This is a genomic window from Clostridium aromativorans, assembly GCF_020908015.1.
GTDB lineage: Bacteria > Bacillota > Clostridia > Clostridiales > Clostridiaceae > Clostridium_B > Clostridium_B aromativorans.
Genome location: NZ_JAJJPB010000018.1, coordinates 1 through 21,049, shown reverse-complemented (window position 1 = coordinate 21,049; position 21,049 = coordinate 1). Strand labels below are relative to the sequence as shown.

Genomic DNA, 21,049 nt, shown 5'->3' with positions numbered 1-21,049 from the left:
AGGGGGAAAATTAATTATGTCAAGTGAACAAAAAACAACAGATCGATCGGTTTTATATGTTTCTGCAGGCATAGCTCTGATATTTGTAGCATTTAGTATAATCCTGCCTTCTCAAATGGCCAAAGGAGCCAATGGTGTGTTATCATTTCTAACTACTAATTTTGGTTGGCTATATCTCATGTCGGCGTTTATCTTTACAATAGTTCTATTTGTTATTGCTCTCAGTCGTTTTGGCAATATCAAACTAGGGTTGGATGATGAAAAACCGGAATTTACAAACTTCCAGTGGTTTACTATGCTATTTGGGGGAGGAATGGGCATAGGGATGGTTTTCTGGGCGATTGCTGAACCGATAACTCATTATATGTCACCACCTGTGGGGCAACCAGGGACTCCGCAAGCTATGCATGATGCCATGCGAATTGTATTTAATGATTTTGGTATTCATGTATGGGTTATTTATGCGATTTGTGGTTTAGCTCTGGCCTATTTTCAGTATCGCAAAGGCCTTCCATGCTTAATCAGCTCAGCTTTTTATCCAATACTTGGTGAGCGCATTCACGGACCTATAGGTAAAGCCATCGACATAATAGCGGTATTTGCTACGATGTTTGGAGTAGCGACCAGTTTGGGACTAGGAGCTGATCAGATTGCCACAGGAGTAGAATATATCTGGGGAATTAAAGCGACACCTGGTATGACTGCTGTTGTTATCGCAATCATGACAGTGATATTCACAGCGGCTACCGTATCCGGACTGCATAAGGCTATGCAGGCTGTTGCTAATGTGAAGGTATGGCTTTCAATTGGATTTATGGTATTTATTTTCCTGTTTGGCGGAATGGTATTTATACTAAATATTTTTACTCAAACTATGGGTGATTATATTCAAAACTTTGTCGGACAGAGTCTGTGGATGGGCAATATTGAATGGACTAAAGCTTGGCCAGTATTCTACAGAGCTTGGTATATTGCTTGGGCAGCATTTGTAGGTCAGTTTATAGCACGTGTTTCCAAAGGACGTACTATTCGGGAATTCATACTTGCATCAGTCTTCCTGCCTTCTGGTTTCTGCTTTATATGGCTTGCAATCTATGGTGGAGCTGCGTTTAATCTAGATGCATTGTCACACGGTGCCATCCAGTTAGCTGTTAAATCCAATATCTCGACTGCCTTATTTGCAACATTGCAGCATATGCCGCTCTATTTCATCACTGCGCCGTTGGCAATTATCCTGATCATCGCGTCCTTTGCAGGAGCTGCTAATTCAGCGACCTATGTACTGAGTATGTTGACATCGGGAGGAGACCTGAATCCAAGTAAAAAATTATGCGGTTTTTGGGGAATTGCCCAGGGAGCTGTTACAATAATGCTTGTTCTAGTAGGAGGCACTGCTGCGATAAAGACACTTCAGACAGCTTCTATTGCTGCTGCATTTCCATTCATGCTGATTATGCTCGTCATGTGCTACAGTATATACAAGGCTCTTCGGCAAGAGAAAGTTTAAAGAAGAAATAGTAGTATCTGAAAATAGTGAATTAAAAGTAATTTACATCAATAGTAGGTAAATATTACTGAAATATTAGAAAAGAAGGTGTAGCATGAATAATATCTACGATATTGTCATAATTGGTTCTGGCCCTGCAGGACTTTCTGCAGCTTTATATGCAGCAAGGGCTAGAATGAAAACTTTGATACTGGAAGGAAGTAAAGTGGGTGGGCAGATTGTAATTACAGATGAAGTAGCTAATTATCCGGGCTCAGTAGAAAAGGCCACCGGCCCCAGCCTGATTGCCAGAATGGAGGAGCAGGTTGAGAGCTTTGGAGCAGAAAGAAAAAAAGATGAAATAAAAGAGGTGGATTTTAGCGGAAAAATAAAAAAGCTAAAGGGAATTAAAGAAGAATACCAGGCTAAAGCTGTAATTATTGCAACTGGAGCTACTCCAAGGCATATTGGATGTCCTGGGGAGAACCAGTTAATTGGTAAAGGTGTATCTTACTGTGCAACTTGTGATGCAGAATTTTTCGAAGATTTAGAGGTGTTTGTAGTAGGAGGTGGTGATTCAGCTGTTGAAGAAGCTATATATCTGACGAGGTTTGCCAGAAAGGTCACTATAGTTCATAGAAGAGATGAACTCAGGGCAGCAAAATCCATACAGGAAAAAGCCTTTAAAAATCCCAAAATTGAAATAATGTGGAATTCAGTGATAACAGAGTTAAAAGGTGATGGATTGCTGCAGTCTGCTGTATTTAAAAATACGAAAACTGGAGAAACAAATGAGTATTTTGCTGACGAGGACGACGGCACATTTGGAGTATTTGTTTTTGTTGGCTATTTGCCTATTAATGGTTTATTTAAGGACAAAATTAAAATGAACAAGGCGGGATATATTATAACAAATGATAAGATGGAAACCAATATTGAGGGAGTATTTGCAGCCGGAGATATTAGGGAAAAACCGCTGAGGCAGGTAGTTACAGCTGCGGCAGACGGAGCAATAGCAGCTGTACAGGCTGGGAAATATATAGAAAATAATTTTGAAGAATAGAGGGTGATATTAAAATGTTAATGTTAGATAAAAATACATTTAAAGAAGAAGTTTTGGAAGCCAAGGGATATGTGCTTGTGGATTACTTTGGAGATGGCTGCGTACCCTGCCAGGCATTAATGCCGGATGTAGAAGAACTATCAAAAAAATATGACAAACAGGTGAAGTTTTGTAAACTGAATACTTCAAAGGCCAGAAGGCTGGCTATTTCCCAGAGAGTACTCGGCCTTCCCACAATTGTTCTCTATAAAGATGGAGAAAAGCTGGAAGAGGTCATAAAGGAAGATGCCACAAAAGCAAATATCGAGACAATGATTACAAAAAATGTAAATATCTAATGTAATTAAGGAGGGAAAGACAATGAGCTTATTGGAAGGAAAAAAGGTAATTGCAATAGGAGACAGGGACGGCATACCCGGCCAGGCTATTGAAGCCTGCGCAAAGTCAGCCGGAGCAGAGGTTGTATTTGCCTCTACAGAATGTTTCGTTTGAACAGCTGCGGGAGCTATGGATCTGGAGATCCAACAGAGAGTAAAAGATTTGACAGAAAAATATGGAGTAGAAAATGTAGTTGTAATTTTAGGAGGAGCAGAGGCAGAAGCATCAGGACTTTCAGCAGAAACAGTAAGTGCAGGGGATCCAACATTTGCAGGGCCGCTTGCAGGGATAGCATTAGGTCTTGGTGTATATCATGCAGTAGAACCGGAAGTCAAGGCAGAGTTTGATCCGGCTGTTTACGATGAACAGTGTGGTATGATGGAGATGGTCCTTGACGTGGATGAAATTATCAGCGAGGTAAAAACTGTCAGAGACAGTTATTCAAAATACAACAAATAGTCCATATCATTATTTAATTACTAGAAAATGGCATGCAGAGATGTATGCTGTTTTCCAGTATAAATTAATTCAAATTATTAGGGAGGGTTTTTTTAATGAGTTTTCCAGTAATCAAAAATGCTGCATATGTATTAGTGAACACACCAGATATGGTAATACATAATGGCACTACTCAAACGTTAGAAAGAGAAACAAATCCGGAGTCGGAGTATTTAAAAGAAGTTCCTAATCACTTAAGATCATTTGAAGATGTAGTCAGTTATGCGCCAAATCAAACTTATATAGGAAACGTGACTCCAGAAGAGTTAAGTGAAAGAAAAAGGCCCTGGTACAATGAAAAAGTTGATGGTGCATCGAGGTTTGGCAAGTTTGGAGAAATAATGCCTGAAGATGAATTCTACGGGCTGCTCAAGTTGAGTGACGTATTTGATCTTGTCTTACTGGAAGAAGATTTTACTGAAACAATTAGAGAAAAGTTTAAGGCACGTCCGTTTTTAAGTAAGAAAGCAGATGAATTAAAAAAAGGGGTTCCTATAACTGACATAGAGAAATTAACAGAAGCTCACATAGCTGAGGGTTTATATTTAAATGACAAGCTTGTAGGATGTGTAAAAAGGGCACATGAATTTGATAAAAACTTGACTTCACATATAATGGTTGAAAATTTGTCAGTTAAAGCATCAGGAGTTCTTGCTCTAATGCATTTAATTGAAAATTCGGGGATAGATGTGAATGAAGTGGAGTATATGATTGAATGCTCAGAAGAGGCTATTGGAGACATGAATCAAAGAGGTGGTGGAAATATAGCCAAAGCCTGCGGTGAGATTGCAGGAATTAAGGGTGCTACTGGTGTGGATATGAGAGGTTTTTGTGCTGGGCCTTCACATTCAATCGTTGCTGCGGCGGCACTGGTCAAATCGGGAGTCTATAAAAATGTTATTGTGTTTGCCGGCGGTTCCACTGCTAAGCTTGGAATGAATGGTAAGGACCATGTTAAAAAGGGATTGCCGGTTTTAGAAGATTGCCTGGGAGGTTTTGCGATACTGATATCGGAAAATGATGGTGTAAGCCCTGTATTGAGGACAGATGTTATTGGAAGGCACAGCATATCGCATGGTGCCGCACCACAGGCGGTGCTGGAAGCACTGGTTTTGGATCCACTGACTAAAAATGGACTGAAGATTACTGATGTTGATAAGTTTGCACCGGAACTTCAGATACCTGATATAACTGAACCTGCAGGAGCAGGAGATGTTCCAACTCAAAACTATAAGATGATAGGAGCTCTTGCAGTAAAAAATAAACAGCTGGATAGAAAAGAGCTGCCCAACTTTGTAAAGGAACATGGATATCAGGGATATGCACCGACACAGGGACACATACCGTCAGGGGTACCTATAATTGGACATGGCATTGAACATATAAAATCCGGAAAATTAAATAATTTTATGTTAATAGGAAAAGGGAGCTTGTTTTTAGGTAGAATGACTAATTTATTTGATGGAATTTCAATTTTGGTTGAAAAAAATAATGGTGTTGAGGATAAAAGTGCTGAAGTTTCAAAAGAAGAGATTAAAAGTATGATAGCTGAAGGATTGAAGAAATTTGCGGCACAAATGATTGAAGAATAATACATGCTGATTTATGTCAAAAGGTGAACTCAATAAAGTATTGGGAAATAGAAAATTACTAACTAAAAGGAGGGAGCAAAGTGGATCAAACTAAAAAGGTGATTGCAGAAGTGTTTGATGAAATAGCAGATGGAATAATAAATGGAAGTTTTGGAAAAAGAGTTAAAATTGGATTGACCACATTTGGTTCAGAACATGGTATTAGCGAGATGAGTAAAGCTGCAGAACTTGCCAAGAGCAAATATGGTGACTTTGATATAGTTCTTATAGGACCTAAAACTGAAGGGAATTTTGATACAGTTGAAGTTGCAGATGCTGAAGAAGGGCATAAAAAAATGCTGGAATTGCTGGATAATAAAGTAATAGATGGATGTGTCACTCAGCATTTTGACTTTCCTATAGGAGTTTCTACAGTTGGGAAAGTGGTTACCCCGGGTCTGGGAAAAGAAATGATACTTGCCACGACTACAGGAACAACAGCTACCCATAGAGTTGAGGGAATGATCAAAAACACTATAAATGGAATAGCTGTTGCAAAAACCTGTGGTATCAAAGATCCCAAGGTTGGCATATTAAATGTAGATGGAGCCAGAGGTGTCGAGAGAGCACTTAAGAAACTGCAAAGCCGGGGATACAAGTTTACCTTTAGTGAGTCCTTAAGAGCCGATGGAGGTTCAGTTATGAGGGGGAATGACCTTTTGGCAGGAACACCAGATGTCATGGTTTGCGATTCTTTAACGGGTAATTTACTTATAAAGATATTTGCATCATTTACAACAGGGGGAAATTATGAAACTACTGGATACGGGTACGGCCCGGGAGTAGGAGAAGGTTATGATAAGGTAATTAATATAGTGTCTAGAGCATCTGGAGCTCCATTAATTTGTGAGGCATTAAAATATTGTGCACTTTCTGCAAAAAATAATCTGGTGCAGCTTGCTGATATTGAGTATAAAAATGCCAATGCAGCAGGGCTGAAAGAAATAGTAGGAAAAATACTTGAAAAGGATAAGGGTGCAGTTACTGAAGAAGAAGTTGAAATACCGCCTAAAAAAGTAGTAACCTATGCTATTCCAGGAATTGATATACTTGAACTTGAAAATGCATGTAAGACACTTTGGAAGGAAGGTATATATTCAGAAAGTGGTATGGGCTGTACCGGTCCTGTAGTTTTGGTAAGTGAAGAAGAAAGTAAAAATGCCGTTGATTTACTTGTAAAGAAGGGATTTAAATAGTACAAATTAAAGATAGCTTTATCCCTGTTTATATCTTTAATATTTTCCGATGATTCTGTATGCGTAAAAGGGTGATTTTATGAAAGAAAAAGTGAGGATATGGACTAGACAAAATGAGAGGATTCTTGATATTTTGAAAAACGAAGGAAGGTATGTTGTAAAGAGGGAGTATATAGAAAATAAACTGGAAGATTGTGCAAAGTACTATTTTGAAGTGTATTCATGGTATACCAGAGAAGCAAGCAAAATAGTTCCAAAGCCTGAGGATGTAAAATATCCTGTCTGGGTTTCAATAACTTCCGATTTTATGCTTCAGCATACACCCGGCACGGTTATATTAGAGCTCTTAGTAGAGCGGGATTTGATTATTGTAATGGATGCTGAAAAATGGGATAGAGTAGTTAACTTATGGTATGTTCCACTGGATAAAAAAGATGAAGATGAATATGATAAAAAACTTAAAAATTATGGAATATCAAATTGCTCAAATGCGTATATCAGCAGTTTTTATCCTCATCTTAAAAATGAGATAATTAAAAGCTGGGATAGATTATTTGACAATTCCTATTCGTTGTCAGATTTAAAGCAGGGCACAATCTGGGAGGTGAAAAGAGAATGGGTGCAAAAAATAATAAAGTGATACTGTATACTTCCCAGAGTTCGGTGGTTGTCAAATCATTGATGGAACAAAAGATATGTCATGTAAAAAGAGAGTATATTGTAAAAAAGTATCAGGAAGTTTCCCAAATATTTTTGGAAGCATACGATTGGTATATAAGCAAAGCGCGGAATATTGTAGAGAAGCCTGAACATGCCGAGTATCCATTTTGGACATTTACTGAAATAGACTATGCTGGATGGTATCCGGGCAATTATTTGCTTTGTTTGAATGTTCCTATCGAAAAAATTATTTTTTTTAAAATTGAAGATTGGAACAAGATTTTAAATCTAAAATATTTATCTGTCAGTAAAGAAGATGGAAAAGAGTATGAGTGTATGCTTGCAAAGCAAAATATTTCCATTGAGTCAGATATATTTACCAAACCTTTTTATCCAAATTTGAAATTGAAAGTAAAAAAAAGTTGGGATAATTTGTTTAAGTATGATAAACTGGTGAAATCGGGAATTATGCATGTAGGAACTATGCAGGCAGCATTATGGGAACTTAAAAAGGAATGGATTAGCTATATTAAAGAAGAGAAGTAATAATAACAGAGCTTTCTAGATTAATAAGTAAAAATACTGGAGAACAGTTTGGACAAGTGATTCTTAGGTTCAGATGGAGTTTGCTTATAAGGAATGATTTTCTCCATCTGAACTTTATTAACAGTATTCTTAGTGTATTTAGCACTTAGAATACGTTAACTATATTCTTTTGCTTCACGTAGTCATATATGTCTTGATAGAATCCCCCAAAAATACTATTATATATATTAATATATTTATTTATGAATGTGATTAGTCAAAAATTAGTCAAAACTTAGGAAAAATGAATTTAAAAATTATCTATTATATATCTATTTAAAAACAAAATAAGTTTAATTGATACTTAGAATTATGATAAGATTTTGAATAAAAAATTAACTAAATATGAAAATCATTGAGATATCCTGTGTTATAGCTAATATAGAAATTAAAAAGAAATAAATAATTGAGTCTTATTATTAGTGAATAATTAATCAATATATTGCCAAAATTATAACAATTGAAAGTTTTTATTGACATTGTATTCAAACAGTAATATCATATATCATAAAGACGTCAAATATTTAAGAAGTGATTTTTGATGTAGATAGAACTGTTGATGCATCACATAAACATAAAGGTTTCAGCAAACTTGTTTTTACTGGTTTTACCGAGGTGGGTTATGAAGTTGCAAGAGAAACTGCAAATAAATTGATACCTGCAGCTCTTGAGTTGCTAAGAATATATTTATAAATATATCTAAAAATAAATTGGGAATGTATTGATATGGAGGGCGTAGTTTTATTTACTTGAAATAAAAATTAAATTATAGTATTGATAAGGAGGAATTAGAAAATGGAAAGATTCACAATACCGAGAGATGTTTACTTTGGTAAAAATTCTTTAGAACATTTAAAAGATCTGGAGGGCCATAGAGCTGTAATTGTCGTAGGTGGAGGCTCCATGAAAAGGTTTGGATTTCTGGATAGAGTTGAATCCTATTTAAAAGATGCCAATATTGAGTTCAAGCTAATTGAGGGAATTAAACCGGATCCATCTGTTGAGTCCGTTATGGAAGGTGCCAAAATTATGAGGGAATATGGGCCTGATTGGATAATAGCAATGGGCGGAGGTTCGCCTATTGATGCAGCCAAGGCCATGTGGGTGTTTTATGAATATCCCGACTTTACATTTGAAGAGGCAGTAGTTCCTTTTGGAATACCTAAGCTGAGGAAAAAGGCAAAATTTATAGCCATACCTTCTACCAGCGGAACGGCTACCGAAGTGACCTCTTTTGCTGTGATAACTGATTACAAGACGCAGATAAAATACCCTATGGCGGATTTTAATTTAACTCCTGATATAGCTATAATAGATCCGGCACTTGCAGAGACCATGCCTAAGAAACTTGTGGCATATACTGGAATGGATGCATTGACCCATGCAATAGAAGCTTATGTAGCAAGCTTACATTCTGATTTTTCGGATCCACTTGCACTTCATGCTATAGAGATGATTAACAAATACTTATTGAAATCCTATAAAGGAAATATGGAAGCCAGGGGTCATATGCACATAGCTCAGTGTCTGGCTGGCATGGCGTTTTCGAATGCACTTCTGGGGATAACCCATAGCATGGCCCATAAGACCGGTGCTGTATTTCACATACCACATGGATGTGCCAATGCCATATTTCTGCCATATGTGATAGATTTCAATAAGGATGCATGCCCTGAAAGATATGCAGAAATAGCTAGACTTCTTAAACTTTCTGGAGATACTGAGGAGGAACTCACAGATTCCCTTACTGATATGATTAAAAATATGAATAGAAAAATGAATATTCCCCTTACATTAAAGGATTATGGAATAAGCGAAAGTGATTTCAAGGATAATTTGGATAGAATATCTCATAACGCCATGGAAGATGCCTGCACTGGAGCTAACCCTGCAAAGATAACTGAAGAAGAGATGAAAAAGTTGTTCCAGTATATATATGAGGGTAAAAAAGTTGACTTTTAAATGAGTGATTTTATATTTTGAGGAGACCCTACGTAGATTTTATACAATATAAACATAGATAGCTACTATATTATGTGGTGGATATCTATGTTTATTTTTTTTAATAACTTTTATTGGTCAACGTATCTAGATTTGGAATAAAATATTCGTTACACAAAATGTTGACTAATAACTCCTGTTCAATACTTGATTGAACAAATTGCGAGGAACGTCTGTGTAAATAACAAGTTTGAACAAATTTGACAATGATCTATAAAAAGTTCGAACATATTTAATTTATTTTTTATATGTATAAAATTTGTAGAGAGATGTATATGAATTAAGCAAAATAAGATATTATGCCTAAAAAAAGGGCTTATAGAAGTTGAACTAGTAAAATATGAGAGCTTAAAAAAATAATTATTATACTAATACTGTAAAGTTACACAAAAAAGTTTATAAATAGTGTATAATAAAAATGTATTCTGATTCTTTAGAATTATATATCCATTATTTAATTTTTTATAGGAGGGATAAGAAATGGAAAACGCAAAAAGAAGGCCATTTGGATTTTATGTATGTTCATTTGCCTTCACATTGGAAAGGTTTTCATTCTATTCGGCAAAATGGCTGCTCACAATATTTGTGGCCACCGCTGTAGCTAGTGGAGGGCTCGGTCTTACCACTGCCGATGCAGCAAAGATGTCTGCAAACCTAGTTGCCTTCACTTATCTTGCCCCATTAATTGGGGGATTTATATCTGACCGTCTAATAGGCGCCAGATACCTTGTTCCAATTGGAATGATTTTGATGGGGGCAGGCTATCTGGTTGGATGGCAGGCTTCAAGTGCCGCCATGATCAACATTATGATTGTTTTGGTATCTATTGGCACCGGATTGTTCAAGTGCCAGACCAACGCTATTACAGGAAGACTATTTAATGACCCAAAACAGCTGGATTCCGCATTTTCTATTCAATATTCTTTTGTCAACATTGGCTCTTTTATCGGTACTACAATTATAGGTGTACTTGCAGGAAGTAAAGGTTATACTTTTTGTTTCCTGATTTGTGCCATAATGATGTTTCTTGATGCTGTCTGGTTTATTTTCGGGTGGAGATTCCTGGGGGAAGCAGGCAAAAGGCCGTTCAAAGTTGATGAACGTAAAGAGAAAAAGGAAAATAAACCTGCAGAAGAGAAGAAACCTCTTACAACAATAGAAAAGAAAAGAGTGGCTGCCATAATTCTGGTATCTTTCTTTTCTGTAATATTCTGGGTATTCTGGTATCTGGCGTATATGCCTGTATACTTCTACTGGGGCGGAGACCATGCAGCTGCCAACTGGATGATAGGTAATTTCCAGGTTCCAACATCTTGGTTCGATTCATTAAATGGATTGATGTGTATCACGCTGGGACCGGTTCTTGCTGGATTGTGGGCAAAATTAGCCAGAAGACCTCAAGGGGATTTGAGCATGTTCAAGAAAACTGCTTTGGGAATGTTGTTATTGGGATTATCCTATGTAATATTTGCAATGGCTGATGTTACAAGAGGAGGACATCTTGCATCGCTTGGGTGGATTGTTGCATTTGGTGTTGTATTGTCTTTTGGTGAAATGGTATTTTCACCGCTGGGAAACTCATTCATCAGTAAATTTTCTCCACCTAGATTATTATCCAGTATGATGAGTGTTTGGGTACTTGCTGTGTTCTTTGCAGCAAAATCTTATGGATGGATATATGAATTTACATTGAAATTTAAATTTGCTCCCACATACTTCATAATTGCAGCTATTGCTATTACAGCTGGTATTATTCTTTGGTCATTAGATAAAAAATTGAACAGTCTGGTTATAAAAGACGAGGAATCAAGTAATCAGGTTAGCTAATGAATTAATTATTGGAAGGCAATAATATGAATGCAAAAAGAGTGAACAGAACACTGAAATCAATGAAGTATCGTCAATGCAAATAGATTGTAAGGAGGTTATTTATGAAGATTACTGAAGGCTATATGCCATATTTAGAATATAAAACTTATTATCGTATAGTAGGTGAATGTACAGGAAATAAAAAACCGCTGCTTTTATTGCACGGCGGTCCCGGCTCCACTCATAATTACTTTGAAATGCTCGACAAGTTGGCAGAAGATGGGCGTGCAATTATCATGTATGACCAGCTGGGATGCGGATTGTCTGCAACACCCTCACGCCCTGATTTGTGGTGTGCAAAGACATGGATTGAAGAATTAATCCAACTGCGTAAGTACTTATCCCTAGATGAAATCCATTTATTAGGACAATCTTGGGGTGGAATGCAGGCAATTCAATATGCTTGTGAATACAAACCGAAGGGAATTAAAAGTTATATACTATCCAGCACTCTACCATCTGCCTCATTGTGGGAAAAAGAACAGCGTAGAAGGGTCACGTATCTTCCGCAAAAAATGCAGGATGCTATTGCAGAAGCAGAAGAATCCGGCGATTATTCATCAAAGGAGTATAAGGATGCAGAAGCAGAATTCATGCGACGTTACTGTGCAGATCCAGTAGGTCCGGATTCACCAGAGTGTTTAAAGCGTCCAAAAGTTGCCGGGACAGAGTCTTATATAACTGCATGGGGACAAAATGAATTCACTCCAACAGGTACATTAAAAGACTTTGATTTTATGGAACAAATTGAAGATATTCAAGAGCCTTGCTTAATTATCAGCGGTCTTCTTGATCTCTGCTCTCCACTTATTGCAAAGACGATGTATGATAAGATTCCGAATTCAAAGTGGGAATTATTTGAATTCAGCCGTCATATGCCCTTTGTAGAAGAGAATGAGAAATATATAAAAGTGCTTAACAGATGGCTGAATGAAAATGATTAATTTTATATTACAGTGAGATAACTGTTGTGATATAATTGTAATCTTTTAGCAGCAAAAACTTTTCTAGTTTTTGCTGCTAATGTTAAATGATTTTATAATGAATCAATCTGCTTTGACAGCAAATTATAAAATGAAAGGGAGGAATAAACATGAGTGGAAACAAAAAAGAAGTGATTTCAAAACTTAGGGTACTTATGAAAGAAAATGGATTAGATGCTTATATCATTCCATCTTCAGATAATCATCAAAGTGAGTATGTAGGAGAATTTTTTAAGGCAAGGGCCTATGTATCAGGGTTTACGGGCGATGCTGGAACAGTTGTCATTACAAGGGATGAAGCAGGACTTTGGACTGATGGAAGGTTTTTTCTGCAAGCTGAGTATCAACTTAAAGGTAGTGGAATCAAGCTCTTTAAAATGGGTAATCCAGGCGTGCCTACCGTATTTGAATATTTGGAAGCTGAAATGCCCAATAATGGAAAGCTGGGATTTGATGGCCGTCTTATTCCCGTACAAGAGGGAGAGGAATTGATCCAGAAGCTTGCTGATAAGAATGTATCGGTGGAATATAACTGTGATCTTGTTGGCCAAATATGGGGAAATCGTCCTAAATTGGCAAATGAACCTGTTTTCCTTCTCGAAGAAAAGTATTCTGGTGAAAGCACAGCATCCAAATTGTGCAGACTGAGAAACACAATGAAAGAAGCAGGGGCAAATTACCATGTGATCACAACTTTGGATGATATTGCATGGCTACTTAATATACGTGGAAATGACGTTATGTATTCACCATTGGTTCTCTGCTATGCTGTCGTTTCCATGGAAAAAGTATATTTGTTTATTGAGGAAAGCCGGATTGATGCTAAAGTTAAAGAATCTTTAGATAGAGATAATGTAGTGTTAAAGCCCTACAACGATATTTATGAATATGTCAAGAGCTTTAAGACTGAAGACACGGTGCTTATAGATCCAGATCGTATCAATTATGCACTGTATAAGAATATTCCAGTTCATACTAAAAAAATAAAAGTGGATAATCCTACTGTTCTGTTCAAATCCATTAAAAATTCTGTAGAACTTGCCAATATTGAAAAAGCTCACGTTAAAGACGGAGTTGCTATTACGAAATTCATGCACTGGTTAAAAACAAATATAGGAAAAATAAAAATCACGGAAATCAGTGCTTCTCAAAAATTGGAGGAGTTCAGAAAAATGCAGGATAATTACTTGTGGCAAAGTTTTGAACCGATTTGTGCTTTTAAGGAGCATGCAGCTATGATGCACTATACTTCTACATCTGAAACGGATGTAGAACTTACAAAAGGATATTTCTTCTTAACGGATACTGGTGGAAACTATCTTGAAGGTTCAACGGATATCACAAGAACATTTGTCCTTGGTGAAGTGAACAAGGAGCTTAAACACCATTTCACAGTCGTAGCCAGAAGTATGATGAATCTGGCGCGTGCTAGATTTTTATATGGATGCAAAGGTTACAATTTAGATGTGTTAGCTAGAGAACCCATCTGGAGTTTAGATATAGATTATAAATGTGGAACTGGCCATGGTGTTGGCTATTTGCTAAATATTCATGAGGCTCCCAGCGGTTTCAGGTGGTATGTTGTACCATCCAAGCATGAAACTCATGTATTGGAGGAAGGTATGGTGATAACTGATGAGCCTGGTATTTATATAGACGGCTCTTATGGCATTCGATTAGAGAATGAACTTATTGTTAGAAAAGGAATTCAAAATGAATTCGGGCAATTCATGTACTTTGATCCTGTAACGTATGCTCCAATTGACTTGGATGCCATAGACCCAGAAGACCTTAGCCGCGATGAGAAGGTGTATTTAAATAGTTATCATAAACTTGTGTATCAGAAGTTAGCACCTTATTTAACTGAGGAAGAGCAATCCTGGTTAAAATTGTATACAAGAGAAGTTTAAAGGATTGGATGATATATAATCTTGTAAAAGATACGAACATATGATAAAATAAATCTACATATTTGGTTATATATGTATGTTTTGTACTGTTGACAATGTATTGAAAAGTATTCAATTAACGAGGAGAGGATAGATAAAATGTCTATTATTTTGCTGAGATGAATAAAAAATTATGATTGAAGGGTTAAATATGAAAATATCTGAAATTATGAAGCAAAAAATGAGCTTTTCCTTTGAAGTATTTCCGCCTAAAATGGATCAGCCTATGGATAATCTTTTAGACACCTTAGAACATCTTTATGTTTTTAATCCTGATTTTATTAGTTGTACTTATGGTGCTGGTGGAACAAATGCAGGGCGGAATGTTGAAGTTTGCAGGGCTATTAAAAAAAGTGGAAGGACTATTCCTGTAACTCATTTTACATGTATTGGCAATACAAAAAAAGACATAAAAAAAAGTCTGCAGACGTATTTGGATATGGGCATTGATCACATTTTGGCATTACGCGGTGATTTCCCAAAGGGCTGGGAAGGAACGAGGGGTGATTTTGATTATGCAAATGAATTAGTTGCATTTATTAAGAAAAATTTTCCTGAATTTTGTATTGCTGTAGCAGGTAATCCGGAAAAGCATTTTCAAGCGGACTCTTTTGAAGAGGATATTGCCCATCTTCGCGTGAAGCAGGATGCAGGTGCCGATTATATAATGACTCAATTGTGCCATGATGTAGATCAGTATAAATGGTGGGCTGAGAAAATTCGAAAATCAGGTATTTTACTGCCAATCGATGTGGGGGTAATGCCGGTACTTTCAAAAGATCCTATCGTTCGCATGACAGTTTCTAATGGCAGTGCGATTCCAAGAGAATTGGCAGAAATAATTGCAAGATATGGTGATAATCCAGAGGATTTTAAAAAAGCAGGAAAAGAATATACGGTAAAGCAAATTTATAGATTCATAAATGCAGGAATAAACGGACTTCATATTTATTCTCTAAACAGGTGGAAAGACATAACCGACATTTTAGATGAATCTGGTATCCGAAATTTAAATGAATCGTTAGAATAGATATAGAACAATTAGTTATAAACATGTCAATAATATTCTTTAAATACGAAAGATTAATGAAGGCCCCATCTTTTTAAGATGAGACCTTTTAACTCATTCAATTTATTTATAAATATGAATCAAGTTGGCGAGAAAATAGTATTGTTTTTTTAATTGTCCTCCATTGTTTTTTCGATACTTGAAATAAAATCACTGGCTTTTATATTTAAACTTTTGCAGATTTTAAAAATTGTGTTTAAAGTAGGATTTCGCTTTTCGCACTCAATCATGCTGATATAAGTTCTGTCAATATTACATTTATGAGCAAGATCCTCTTGAGATAATCCACATTTTATTCTGCGGTTTTTTAAAGTTATAGCAAGTGCATTTTCTAATGTCACGTAAACCACCTCTTAAATATAATTCTAAAAAAAATGTTGCAATTTGTCTGCATACTATAGTCTACAATGAGCGATTTTTATGATATAATTTAGAAGTGTTTTAAATTATAAAATATTAGCGGTTTATTGAAATGCTATGGTGAATGATAAATTTTAATTTGTTATTTATGAGAAAGGTGGGTTGGAAATTACGTGATAGATGATAAAGTAAACGATTTGAGAGAAAGGTTACATAAATTAATTGAAAAAGAAGCGGACTATAATGAAATATTAAGGGCAAGTCAAAAATTAGATAAGTACATAAATCAAGCTACAAAAAGTACAAGCAGTTAAAAAGCTTTCCAGATTAAAAAGGGGGAGCTTTATGGAATAAATATTAATTTAAAAATTACTATAGGATATGTGTTCCTGTAGTAATTTTTTGATATAATTTTTAATATAAGTGTATATAAAAATTATATTGATACTTAAATGATGAAACAGCAAAATGAAGAAATGAGCAATTATGGCAGAGAAGATGTCACTTTATGATTTTGGCATTTAATTTCCAATTGCAAAGTATTACGTAGAAACTTTAATTTAGAAAAGGATGGTAAAATGAACAATAAAAGATTAAGTGCTAATATACTCTTATTAATTACTTCGGCTATATGGGGATTTGCATTTGTTGCACAGAGGGTAGGTGCTCAATATGTAGGAGCTTTCACATTTAATGGGACAAGGTTTGCTCTGGGAAGTATTTCGCTTATACCATTAATTATCTATTTTAATGAAAAGAAGAAATACAGCGGAAATTATAAAAATAATGTTGAGATAAATCTTAAAAGATCAATTTTACCTGGTGCGTTAGTTGGCATAGTCCTTTTTGCAGGTTCAACACTACAGCAAATTGGCCTCAGTTACACAACTGCCGGAAAAGCAAGCTTTATTACAGGACTTTATATGGTTTTTGTGCCGATTATAAGCATATTTTTAAAACATAAAATTGAAAAAAGTTTGTGGATTGGAGTAGTATTTGCAGTTGTTGGACTTTACCTTTTAAGCGTAAATGAAAATTTCAGTATAAGTTATGGAGACTTGTTCGAAATTATAGGGGCAATATTCTGGGCTGTACATATTTTAATGATAGATTATTTTTCTGATAAGGTAAATGCCCTGAAATTATGTTGTGCTCAATTTGCGGTATGTTCATTTTTAAGTTTAATAATGGCTCTGATATTTGAAAATATTATTTTGAGTGACATTTCACAGGCTTTGGTTCCAATACTTTATGGTGGTCTTTTATCAGTTGGTGTGGCATATACCTTGCAGGCGATAGCTCAGAAAAATGCTAAGCCATCTCATGCTGCTATTATATTAAGTATGGAATCAGTATTTGGCGCTGTAGGAGGGGTACTCTTACTTGGAGAGAACATGAGCGGTAGAGGATATACAGGTTGTACCCTTATATTGGTAGGAATAATTGTATCACAATTGAATTCCATTCAAAATGAACATAAAACGATTTGTTCAGGATTTAAGGAGGAAAAATATCATGCGTAAATTATCACAGGAGAAATTTAAAGAAATATTAAAAACTAGGAGAGCGAAAGAAAGGCTTGTTTTAAAAGAGATAGAGCTTTTTAATATGGATTTTACAAACTTGGATTTATCTAATATTGATTTTTCTTTCAGTGCATTTCATAAAATTAGGTTTGATGAGGCAAGCCTAGAGTACAGCAGTGTTTTTAATGCACTATTTGATGAATGTACCGCACGTAAGACGAATTTTAGGCATGCAAATTTGGAATGCGCAGCGCTTCGATATGCAGATATGACAGGTTGTAATATTGAAGGTGCAAATTTATATGGCGCAGTACTGGAGCATGCTAAATTGGAAGGTATTATTTCAGATGAGAATACAAAATGGTTTCGCTTGCATTGTCCAGAGAAGGGAGCCTTTCTTGGATATAAGAAGTGTTTTAATGATCTTTTGGTACAGCTTCTAATACCGGCAGATGCAAAGCGCAGTTCTGCTACTTTACCTTCTTGCCGCTGCAGCAGGGCAAAAGTGCTTACGATCAAAAGCTTCGACTATGAGGAAAGTTACAAGGAAGCTTGGTCTTTGGTAGATGAAAATTTTGTTTATCGTGTGGGTGAGTGGGTAGAAGTAGAAAATTTTAATGAGGATAGATGGATGGATTCTACTACGGGTATTCATTTTTGGATGACAAGAGAAGAGGCGAAGAAGTATTAGAATTAAGCATTTTCAATTAAAGTACTAAATTTCATTGAAAGGAGTATATTTATGACCAATTATTTTGATTTAATTGCACAGCGTGAGAGCTGCAGAAATTATCTGGATAAGCAGGTTGAAAAGGAAAAATTAATTTCCTGCATAGAGGCGTGTCGAATTGCCCCTTCAGCTTGTAACGAGCAGCCCTGGAAATTCATAGTTGTTAATAATAGGGAACTATCTTTTAAAGTGGCAAAGTGTCTCCAGGATATAGGTATGAACAAATTTACGGATAAATGTCCTGCCTTTGTCATTGTACTGGAGGAGAAAGGGGATATTAAAGCGCGAATTGGAGGAGCAGTCAAAGATCAGGATTATTCCTCCATTGATATTGGTATTGCAGCAGCTTATCTATGCCTTGCGGCCACTGAGCAGGGATTGTCCACCTGTATTATGGGCTGGTTTAATGAGAAAAAGCTCAAGAAACTGCTGGATATACCAACAGCTAAGAGGATAAGGCTCGTAATAAGTGTGGGCTACTCTGCAGATACAAAACTCCGCAACAAAATTCGCAAAAACAGGGAGGAGATTTTGCAGTTTATAGACTGAATTGATGAAGGTGTAAGAGAGGGCTTTACTTTTATAATGAGCACACAGATTATTGTAATATTTATTTTAGAGAGGAACTCTTTATACTGGAATGAAGAGATAGTCGGCTAAAGAATACACTTTTATTAGGAGGTGAAATAGTATGGAGAATATAAGAGAGATTTTGAAAAAAAGCGGCTGTTCATATGAATTGATTCATAATGATGTACCTATCCGTACTGCAAAAGAAGGTGCGGATTATTTTAAAATTGATATTGACCAAATAGCACCGACTCTTATAATATATACTGCAGTGGGTTTTCATGTATTGATTGTTTCAGGAGAAAGAGGCCATGTTAATTTTAAAGACATAAAGCATTTATTGGGCTGTAAAAATGTAAGATTGGCGACCAAAGAGGAGGTTAAGTCCGTAACAGGATTTTCAGTGGGCAATGTTCCTATGCTTGGAATTTCACTGCCCTGCATAATAGATAGAAAACTTCTTAAATTCTCATTTGTTTATGGCGGTTCGGGCGAAAAAGACACTACTCTGAAAATTGATCCAAATGCTCTGTTTAAATTGAATAAAGTTGTTGGGACACTGGATTAAAACTAAGTATTTTTAGTGGAACTACGATAATATAACTGGAGATTTTTATAAGGAGATGTATAACTGTGATAAGTTCAATTTTTTCCATTGGGGTACATAATGCAGTGAGCGGCAAAAAGGATAATTCCAGTGACGATCAGATAAAGGCACTTCGCAGTCAGGAGTCATCCATTCAAAAGCAGATAGACAGCATAAAAAATGGTGATATGGATGTAAAGACAAAACAGGAGCTCATGGAACCTTTACAGGAGCAGATTCAGAGTATAGAAGCCCAAATTCAGCAGATACAGATGTCTCAAATAAGCAATGAGGATAACTCTAAGTCAAAGATTAAGGATCAGTCAAGTTTAAATGTATCGGATGTAGATGGGGAGGATAAACTCAAACTTTCAAAAGATACATTGATTTTAAATGTGTCAAATACCTATAATCAGTTGAAAACCATAAATTCCATAAAGAAAAAATTGATTGGAAATTCAAATGTATTGAAATCTGATGCTGATTTTGATGAAAATATGGAAAACTACAGCATGGCAAAAAGAGAAAGAGCTGAAGCAGCATTAAATATGGGTAAAGCCAATGGTATACAATCTAAAATTGGAAAATTGTATGACAATATAGAAGGATCTATAAAAGATGTAAATGGCTTAAATGAAAAATTAAAATATATTGAAAATGGAAAGAATGCAAATGATGAAGTAGGTGGAAGAAAAATATCTTTAGAGAATGATTTTACTAAAAAGGTAAATGACATAGATGAATTTGTATGATAAAATTGTGATGATAATTTTGTTATTTATCAGCTGGTAGTTTAAATTGAAAAGATAGCGTTTTTTTAAATAAAACGAAGGAAGGTGAAAATATGGATATACCTAAATTGTCGATGGCTATGAGCCAGTTAAATGTGTCAACTGCGGTAAGTACAGCTTTAACAAAAAAAATATTGGATAATGGACAGAAAAATGCTCAGCAGATTATAGAGAGTATCGACCAGATTCAAGACACGAATCTTGGAACAAATTTTGATGTGAGCGCATAAAGGATTTGGTATTGAATGAGTACAGAATTGATATTAAGAAAAGCGGTCATACAGGATTTGGCCGATGTAGTAAAAATTTTTAAAGCTGCTATTCGAGTAATGAATGACAATGGAATTGATCAATGGGATATTATATATCCAGATAGAGAGATTTTAAAAGAAGATATTCTAAAAAGTCAAATGTTTTTAGGAAAAATTAATGACAGAATAGCATTTGTGGTTGTTATAAATCAAGAATGCAATGAAGAGTATAAAAATGGAAACTGGAGGTATGAAGGAGATCCTTTTGTTATAATTCATAGATTATGTGTTAATCCAGATTTTCAACATCAGGGAATTGGCAAATGTACCCTCATGTTGATTGAGAGAATGTTAAAGAAGAAAAATATAAAATCTATAAGATTAGATGCTTTTTCCTTAAATCCGATTGCCTTAAAATTGTATGATAAAAATGGCTATAAGAGGGTAGGAAAAATAAATCTTAGAAAAGGAATATTTTACTTATATGAAAAAAAAATAAAGATATAAATTATTGACATAGTATCTACAATATGAAATTGAATAAAATTTAAACATCGGAGATTGATGATACCCGATGTAAAGTAAGCAGTCAATGTATTGGATTATAGATATTTTGATTCATATGAAACCTAAATATTTTAATAATTTTGACAAAAAGGGCGTGATTCTCCTATCTTCTATAAGCGGGAGATGAATAGTCCTTGTTATTTTAGGTTCGATGCCTAAAATAATAACTACTTGACGAATTATTATATATGATGTATTCTAAAATCAGTGGTAAATATATAAATGAGGTAAAATAAATGGATTTAGATACAAATAATAATTCAGTATTTTTGCTAAATTATCATTTGGTATTGGTTGTTA

The 21,049-nt window shown here is 35.4% G+C and carries 22 protein-coding genes; 21 read left to right on the top strand and 1 reads right to left on the bottom strand.

The annotated features are described in order from the left end of the window. Positions 1-16: 16 nt before the first annotated feature. The 13 genes from LN736_RS13005 (at position 17) to LN736_RS12945 (ending at position 15,329) form a co-directional block, all read left to right on the top strand. Positions 17-1,507 carry a glycine betaine uptake BCCT transporter gene (locus LN736_RS13005; RefSeq protein ID WP_150355786.1) on the top strand — a complete coding sequence of 497 codons (1,491 nt, stop codon included), beginning with the start codon at positions 17-19 and terminating at the stop codon, positions 1,505-1,507. 94 nt (positions 1,508-1,601) lie between these two features. Continuing rightward, the gene (gene trxB / locus LN736_RS13000) at positions 1,602-2,549 is read left to right on the top strand and encodes a thioredoxin-disulfide reductase (RefSeq protein ID WP_179977497.1); all 948 of its coding nucleotides are present in this window, start codon (positions 1,602-1,604) and stop codon (positions 2,547-2,549) included. A 14-nt stretch (positions 2,550-2,563) separates the two neighbouring features. Beyond that, a complete protein-coding gene (gene trxA, locus LN736_RS12995; protein ID WP_150355784.1) occupies positions 2,564-2,887 on the top strand; it encodes a thioredoxin TrxA in 324 nt (107 codons plus the stop codon). 22 nt (positions 2,888-2,909) lie between these two features. Then, on the top strand, positions 2,910-3,386 hold the full coding sequence (gene grdA, locus LN736_RS12990) for a glycine/sarcosine/betaine reductase complex selenoprotein A (RefSeq protein WP_150355783.1): 477 nt from the start codon (positions 2,910-2,912) through the stop codon (positions 3,384-3,386). Positions 3,387-3,481: 95 nt separating this feature from the next. Beyond that, positions 3,482-5,017 carry a glycine/sarcosine/betaine reductase complex component C subunit beta gene (gene grdC / locus LN736_RS12985; protein WP_150355782.1) on the top strand — a complete coding sequence of 512 codons (1,536 nt, stop codon included), beginning with the start codon at positions 3,482-3,484 and terminating at the stop codon, positions 5,015-5,017. Positions 5,018-5,097: 80 nt separating this feature from the next. Then, positions 5,098-6,252 carry a glycine/sarcosine/betaine reductase complex component C subunit alpha gene (grdD, locus tag LN736_RS12980; RefSeq protein WP_150355781.1) on the top strand — a complete coding sequence of 385 codons (1,155 nt, stop codon included), beginning with the start codon at positions 5,098-5,100 and terminating at the stop codon, positions 6,250-6,252. A 79-nt stretch (positions 6,253-6,331) separates the two neighbouring features. Continuing rightward, the gene (locus LN736_RS12975) at positions 6,332-6,892 is read left to right on the top strand and encodes a DUF3841 domain-containing protein (protein WP_179977496.1); all 561 of its coding nucleotides are present in this window, start codon (positions 6,332-6,334) and stop codon (positions 6,890-6,892) included. Beyond that, positions 6,868-7,458: a DUF3841 domain-containing protein gene (locus tag LN736_RS12970; RefSeq protein ID WP_150355779.1), complete on the top strand. Its 591-nt coding sequence runs from the start codon at positions 6,868-6,870 to the stop codon at positions 7,456-7,458. Before LN736_RS12975 ends, LN736_RS12970 begins: the two co-directional genes overlap by 25 nt. Before the next feature lie 834 nt (positions 7,459-8,292). After that, a complete protein-coding gene (locus LN736_RS12965) occupies positions 8,293-9,459 on the top strand; it encodes an iron-containing alcohol dehydrogenase (RefSeq protein WP_150358395.1) in 1,167 nt (388 codons plus the stop codon). A 519-nt stretch (positions 9,460-9,978) separates the two neighbouring features. Then, positions 9,979-11,325 (top strand): peptide MFS transporter, encoded by a 1,347-nt coding sequence (locus LN736_RS12960; RefSeq protein ID WP_229981681.1) that lies wholly within the window; start codon positions 9,979-9,981, stop codon positions 11,323-11,325. A gap of 104 nt (positions 11,326-11,429) precedes the next feature. Further along, positions 11,430-12,311 carry a proline iminopeptidase gene (gene pepI / locus LN736_RS12955; protein ID WP_229981680.1) on the top strand — a complete coding sequence of 294 codons (882 nt, stop codon included), beginning with the start codon at positions 11,430-11,432 and terminating at the stop codon, positions 12,309-12,311. A gap of 149 nt (positions 12,312-12,460) precedes the next feature. Next, a complete protein-coding gene (locus LN736_RS12950) occupies positions 12,461-14,260 on the top strand; it encodes an aminopeptidase P family protein (RefSeq protein WP_150358398.1) in 1,800 nt (599 codons plus the stop codon). A 190-nt stretch (positions 14,261-14,450) separates the two neighbouring features. Further along, complete coding sequence (locus LN736_RS12945; RefSeq protein WP_229981679.1) at positions 14,451-15,329, top strand: methylenetetrahydrofolate reductase; 879 nt, start codon at positions 14,451-14,453, stop codon at positions 15,327-15,329. A 149-nt stretch (positions 15,330-15,478) separates the two neighbouring features. Here the strand turns inward: LN736_RS12945 and LN736_RS12940 are convergent, their stop codons facing one another. Further along, the gene (locus LN736_RS12940; protein ID WP_150358400.1) at positions 15,479-15,709 is read right to left on the bottom strand and encodes a helix-turn-helix domain-containing protein; all 231 of its coding nucleotides are present in this window, start codon (positions 15,707-15,709) and stop codon (positions 15,479-15,481) included. A gap of 192 nt (positions 15,710-15,901) precedes the next feature. On the opposite strand from LN736_RS12940, the gene LN736_RS12935 reads away from it, so the two are divergent. The 8 genes from LN736_RS12935 (at position 15,902) to LN736_RS12900 (ending at position 20,689) form a co-directional block, all read left to right on the top strand. Further along, entirely contained in the window at positions 15,902-16,042 is a 141-nt protein-coding gene (locus tag LN736_RS12935) for an aspartyl-phosphate phosphatase Spo0E family protein (protein ID WP_150358401.1), read from the top strand. Positions 16,043-16,306: 264 nt separating this feature from the next. After that, positions 16,307-17,251 (top strand): DMT family transporter, encoded by a 945-nt coding sequence (locus LN736_RS12930; RefSeq protein ID WP_229981678.1) that lies wholly within the window; start codon positions 16,307-16,309, stop codon positions 17,249-17,251. Continuing rightward, positions 17,244-17,945 carry a pentapeptide repeat-containing protein gene (locus LN736_RS12925; RefSeq protein WP_179977493.1) on the top strand — a complete coding sequence of 234 codons (702 nt, stop codon included), beginning with the start codon at positions 17,244-17,246 and terminating at the stop codon, positions 17,943-17,945. The genes LN736_RS12930 and LN736_RS12925 overlap by 8 nt, the downstream gene beginning before the upstream one ends. 51 nt (positions 17,946-17,996) lie before the next feature. Further along, positions 17,997-18,533 carry a nitroreductase family protein gene (locus tag LN736_RS12920; RefSeq protein WP_229981677.1) on the top strand — a complete coding sequence of 179 codons (537 nt, stop codon included), beginning with the start codon at positions 17,997-17,999 and terminating at the stop codon, positions 18,531-18,533. Between the two features lie 142 nt (positions 18,534-18,675). Continuing rightward, positions 18,676-19,122, top strand: a complete 447-nt coding sequence (locus tag LN736_RS12915) for an aminoacyl-tRNA deacylase (protein ID WP_179977491.1) — start codon at positions 18,676-18,678, stop codon at positions 19,120-19,122. A 65-nt stretch (positions 19,123-19,187) separates the two neighbouring features. Continuing rightward, on the top strand, positions 19,188-19,892 hold the full coding sequence (locus tag LN736_RS12910) for a FlxA-like family protein (protein ID WP_179977490.1): 705 nt from the start codon (positions 19,188-19,190) through the stop codon (positions 19,890-19,892). A gap of 92 nt (positions 19,893-19,984) precedes the next feature. After that, positions 19,985-20,161, top strand: coding sequence for a YjfB family protein (locus LN736_RS12905; RefSeq protein ID WP_150358407.1), 177 nt, complete (start codon positions 19,985-19,987; stop codon positions 20,159-20,161). Between the two features lie 15 nt (positions 20,162-20,176). Further along, positions 20,177-20,689 (top strand): GNAT family N-acetyltransferase, encoded by a 513-nt coding sequence (locus LN736_RS12900; protein WP_179977489.1) that lies wholly within the window; start codon positions 20,177-20,179, stop codon positions 20,687-20,689. Positions 20,690-21,049: the final 360 nt, after the last annotated feature.

Excerpts from the sequence above, each read along its gene's own strand:
- LN736_RS12905 (WP_150358407.1), top strand. The coding sequence starts at position 19,985 with ATGGATATACCTAAATTGTCGATGGCTATGAGCCAGTTAAATGTGTCA.
- LN736_RS12965 (WP_150358395.1), top strand. The coding sequence starts at position 8,293 with ATGGAAAGATTCACAATACCGAGAGATGTTTACTTTGGTAAAAATTCT.
- LN736_RS12930 (WP_229981678.1), top strand. The coding sequence starts at position 16,307 with ATGAACAATAAAAGATTAAGTGCTAATATACTCTTATTAATTACTTCG.
- trxA (WP_150355784.1), top strand. The coding sequence starts at position 2,564 with ATGTTAATGTTAGATAAAAATACATTTAAAGAAGAAGTTTTGGAAGCC.
- LN736_RS13005 (WP_150355786.1), top strand. The coding sequence starts at position 17 with ATGTCAAGTGAACAAAAAACAACAGATCGATCGGTTTTATATGTTTCT.
- grdC (WP_150355782.1), top strand. The coding sequence starts at position 3,482 with ATGAGTTTTCCAGTAATCAAAAATGCTGCATATGTATTAGTGAACACA.
- LN736_RS12925 (WP_179977493.1), top strand. The coding sequence starts at position 17,244 with ATGCGTAAATTATCACAGGAGAAATTTAAAGAAATATTAAAAACTAGG.
- LN736_RS12915 (WP_179977491.1), top strand. The coding sequence starts at position 18,676 with ATGGAGAATATAAGAGAGATTTTGAAAAAAAGCGGCTGTTCATATGAA.
- LN736_RS12960 (WP_229981681.1), top strand. The coding sequence starts at position 9,979 with ATGGAAAACGCAAAAAGAAGGCCATTTGGATTTTATGTATGTTCATTT.
- LN736_RS12920 (WP_229981677.1), top strand. The coding sequence starts at position 17,997 with ATGACCAATTATTTTGATTTAATTGCACAGCGTGAGAGCTGCAGAAAT.
- LN736_RS12900 (WP_179977489.1), top strand. The coding sequence starts at position 20,177 with ATGAGTACAGAATTGATATTAAGAAAAGCGGTCATACAGGATTTGGCC.
- trxB (WP_179977497.1), top strand. The coding sequence starts at position 1,602 with ATGAATAATATCTACGATATTGTCATAATTGGTTCTGGCCCTGCAGGA.
- pepI (WP_229981680.1), top strand. The coding sequence starts at position 11,430 with ATGAAGATTACTGAAGGCTATATGCCATATTTAGAATATAAAACTTAT.
- LN736_RS12950 (WP_150358398.1), top strand. The coding sequence starts at position 12,461 with ATGAGTGGAAACAAAAAAGAAGTGATTTCAAAACTTAGGGTACTTATG.
- LN736_RS12975 (WP_179977496.1), top strand. The coding sequence starts at position 6,332 with ATGAAAGAAAAAGTGAGGATATGGACTAGACAAAATGAGAGGATTCTT.
- LN736_RS12945 (WP_229981679.1), top strand. The coding sequence starts at position 14,451 with ATGAAAATATCTGAAATTATGAAGCAAAAAATGAGCTTTTCCTTTGAA.
- LN736_RS12970 (WP_150355779.1), top strand. The coding sequence starts at position 6,868 with ATGGGTGCAAAAAATAATAAAGTGATACTGTATACTTCCCAGAGTTCG.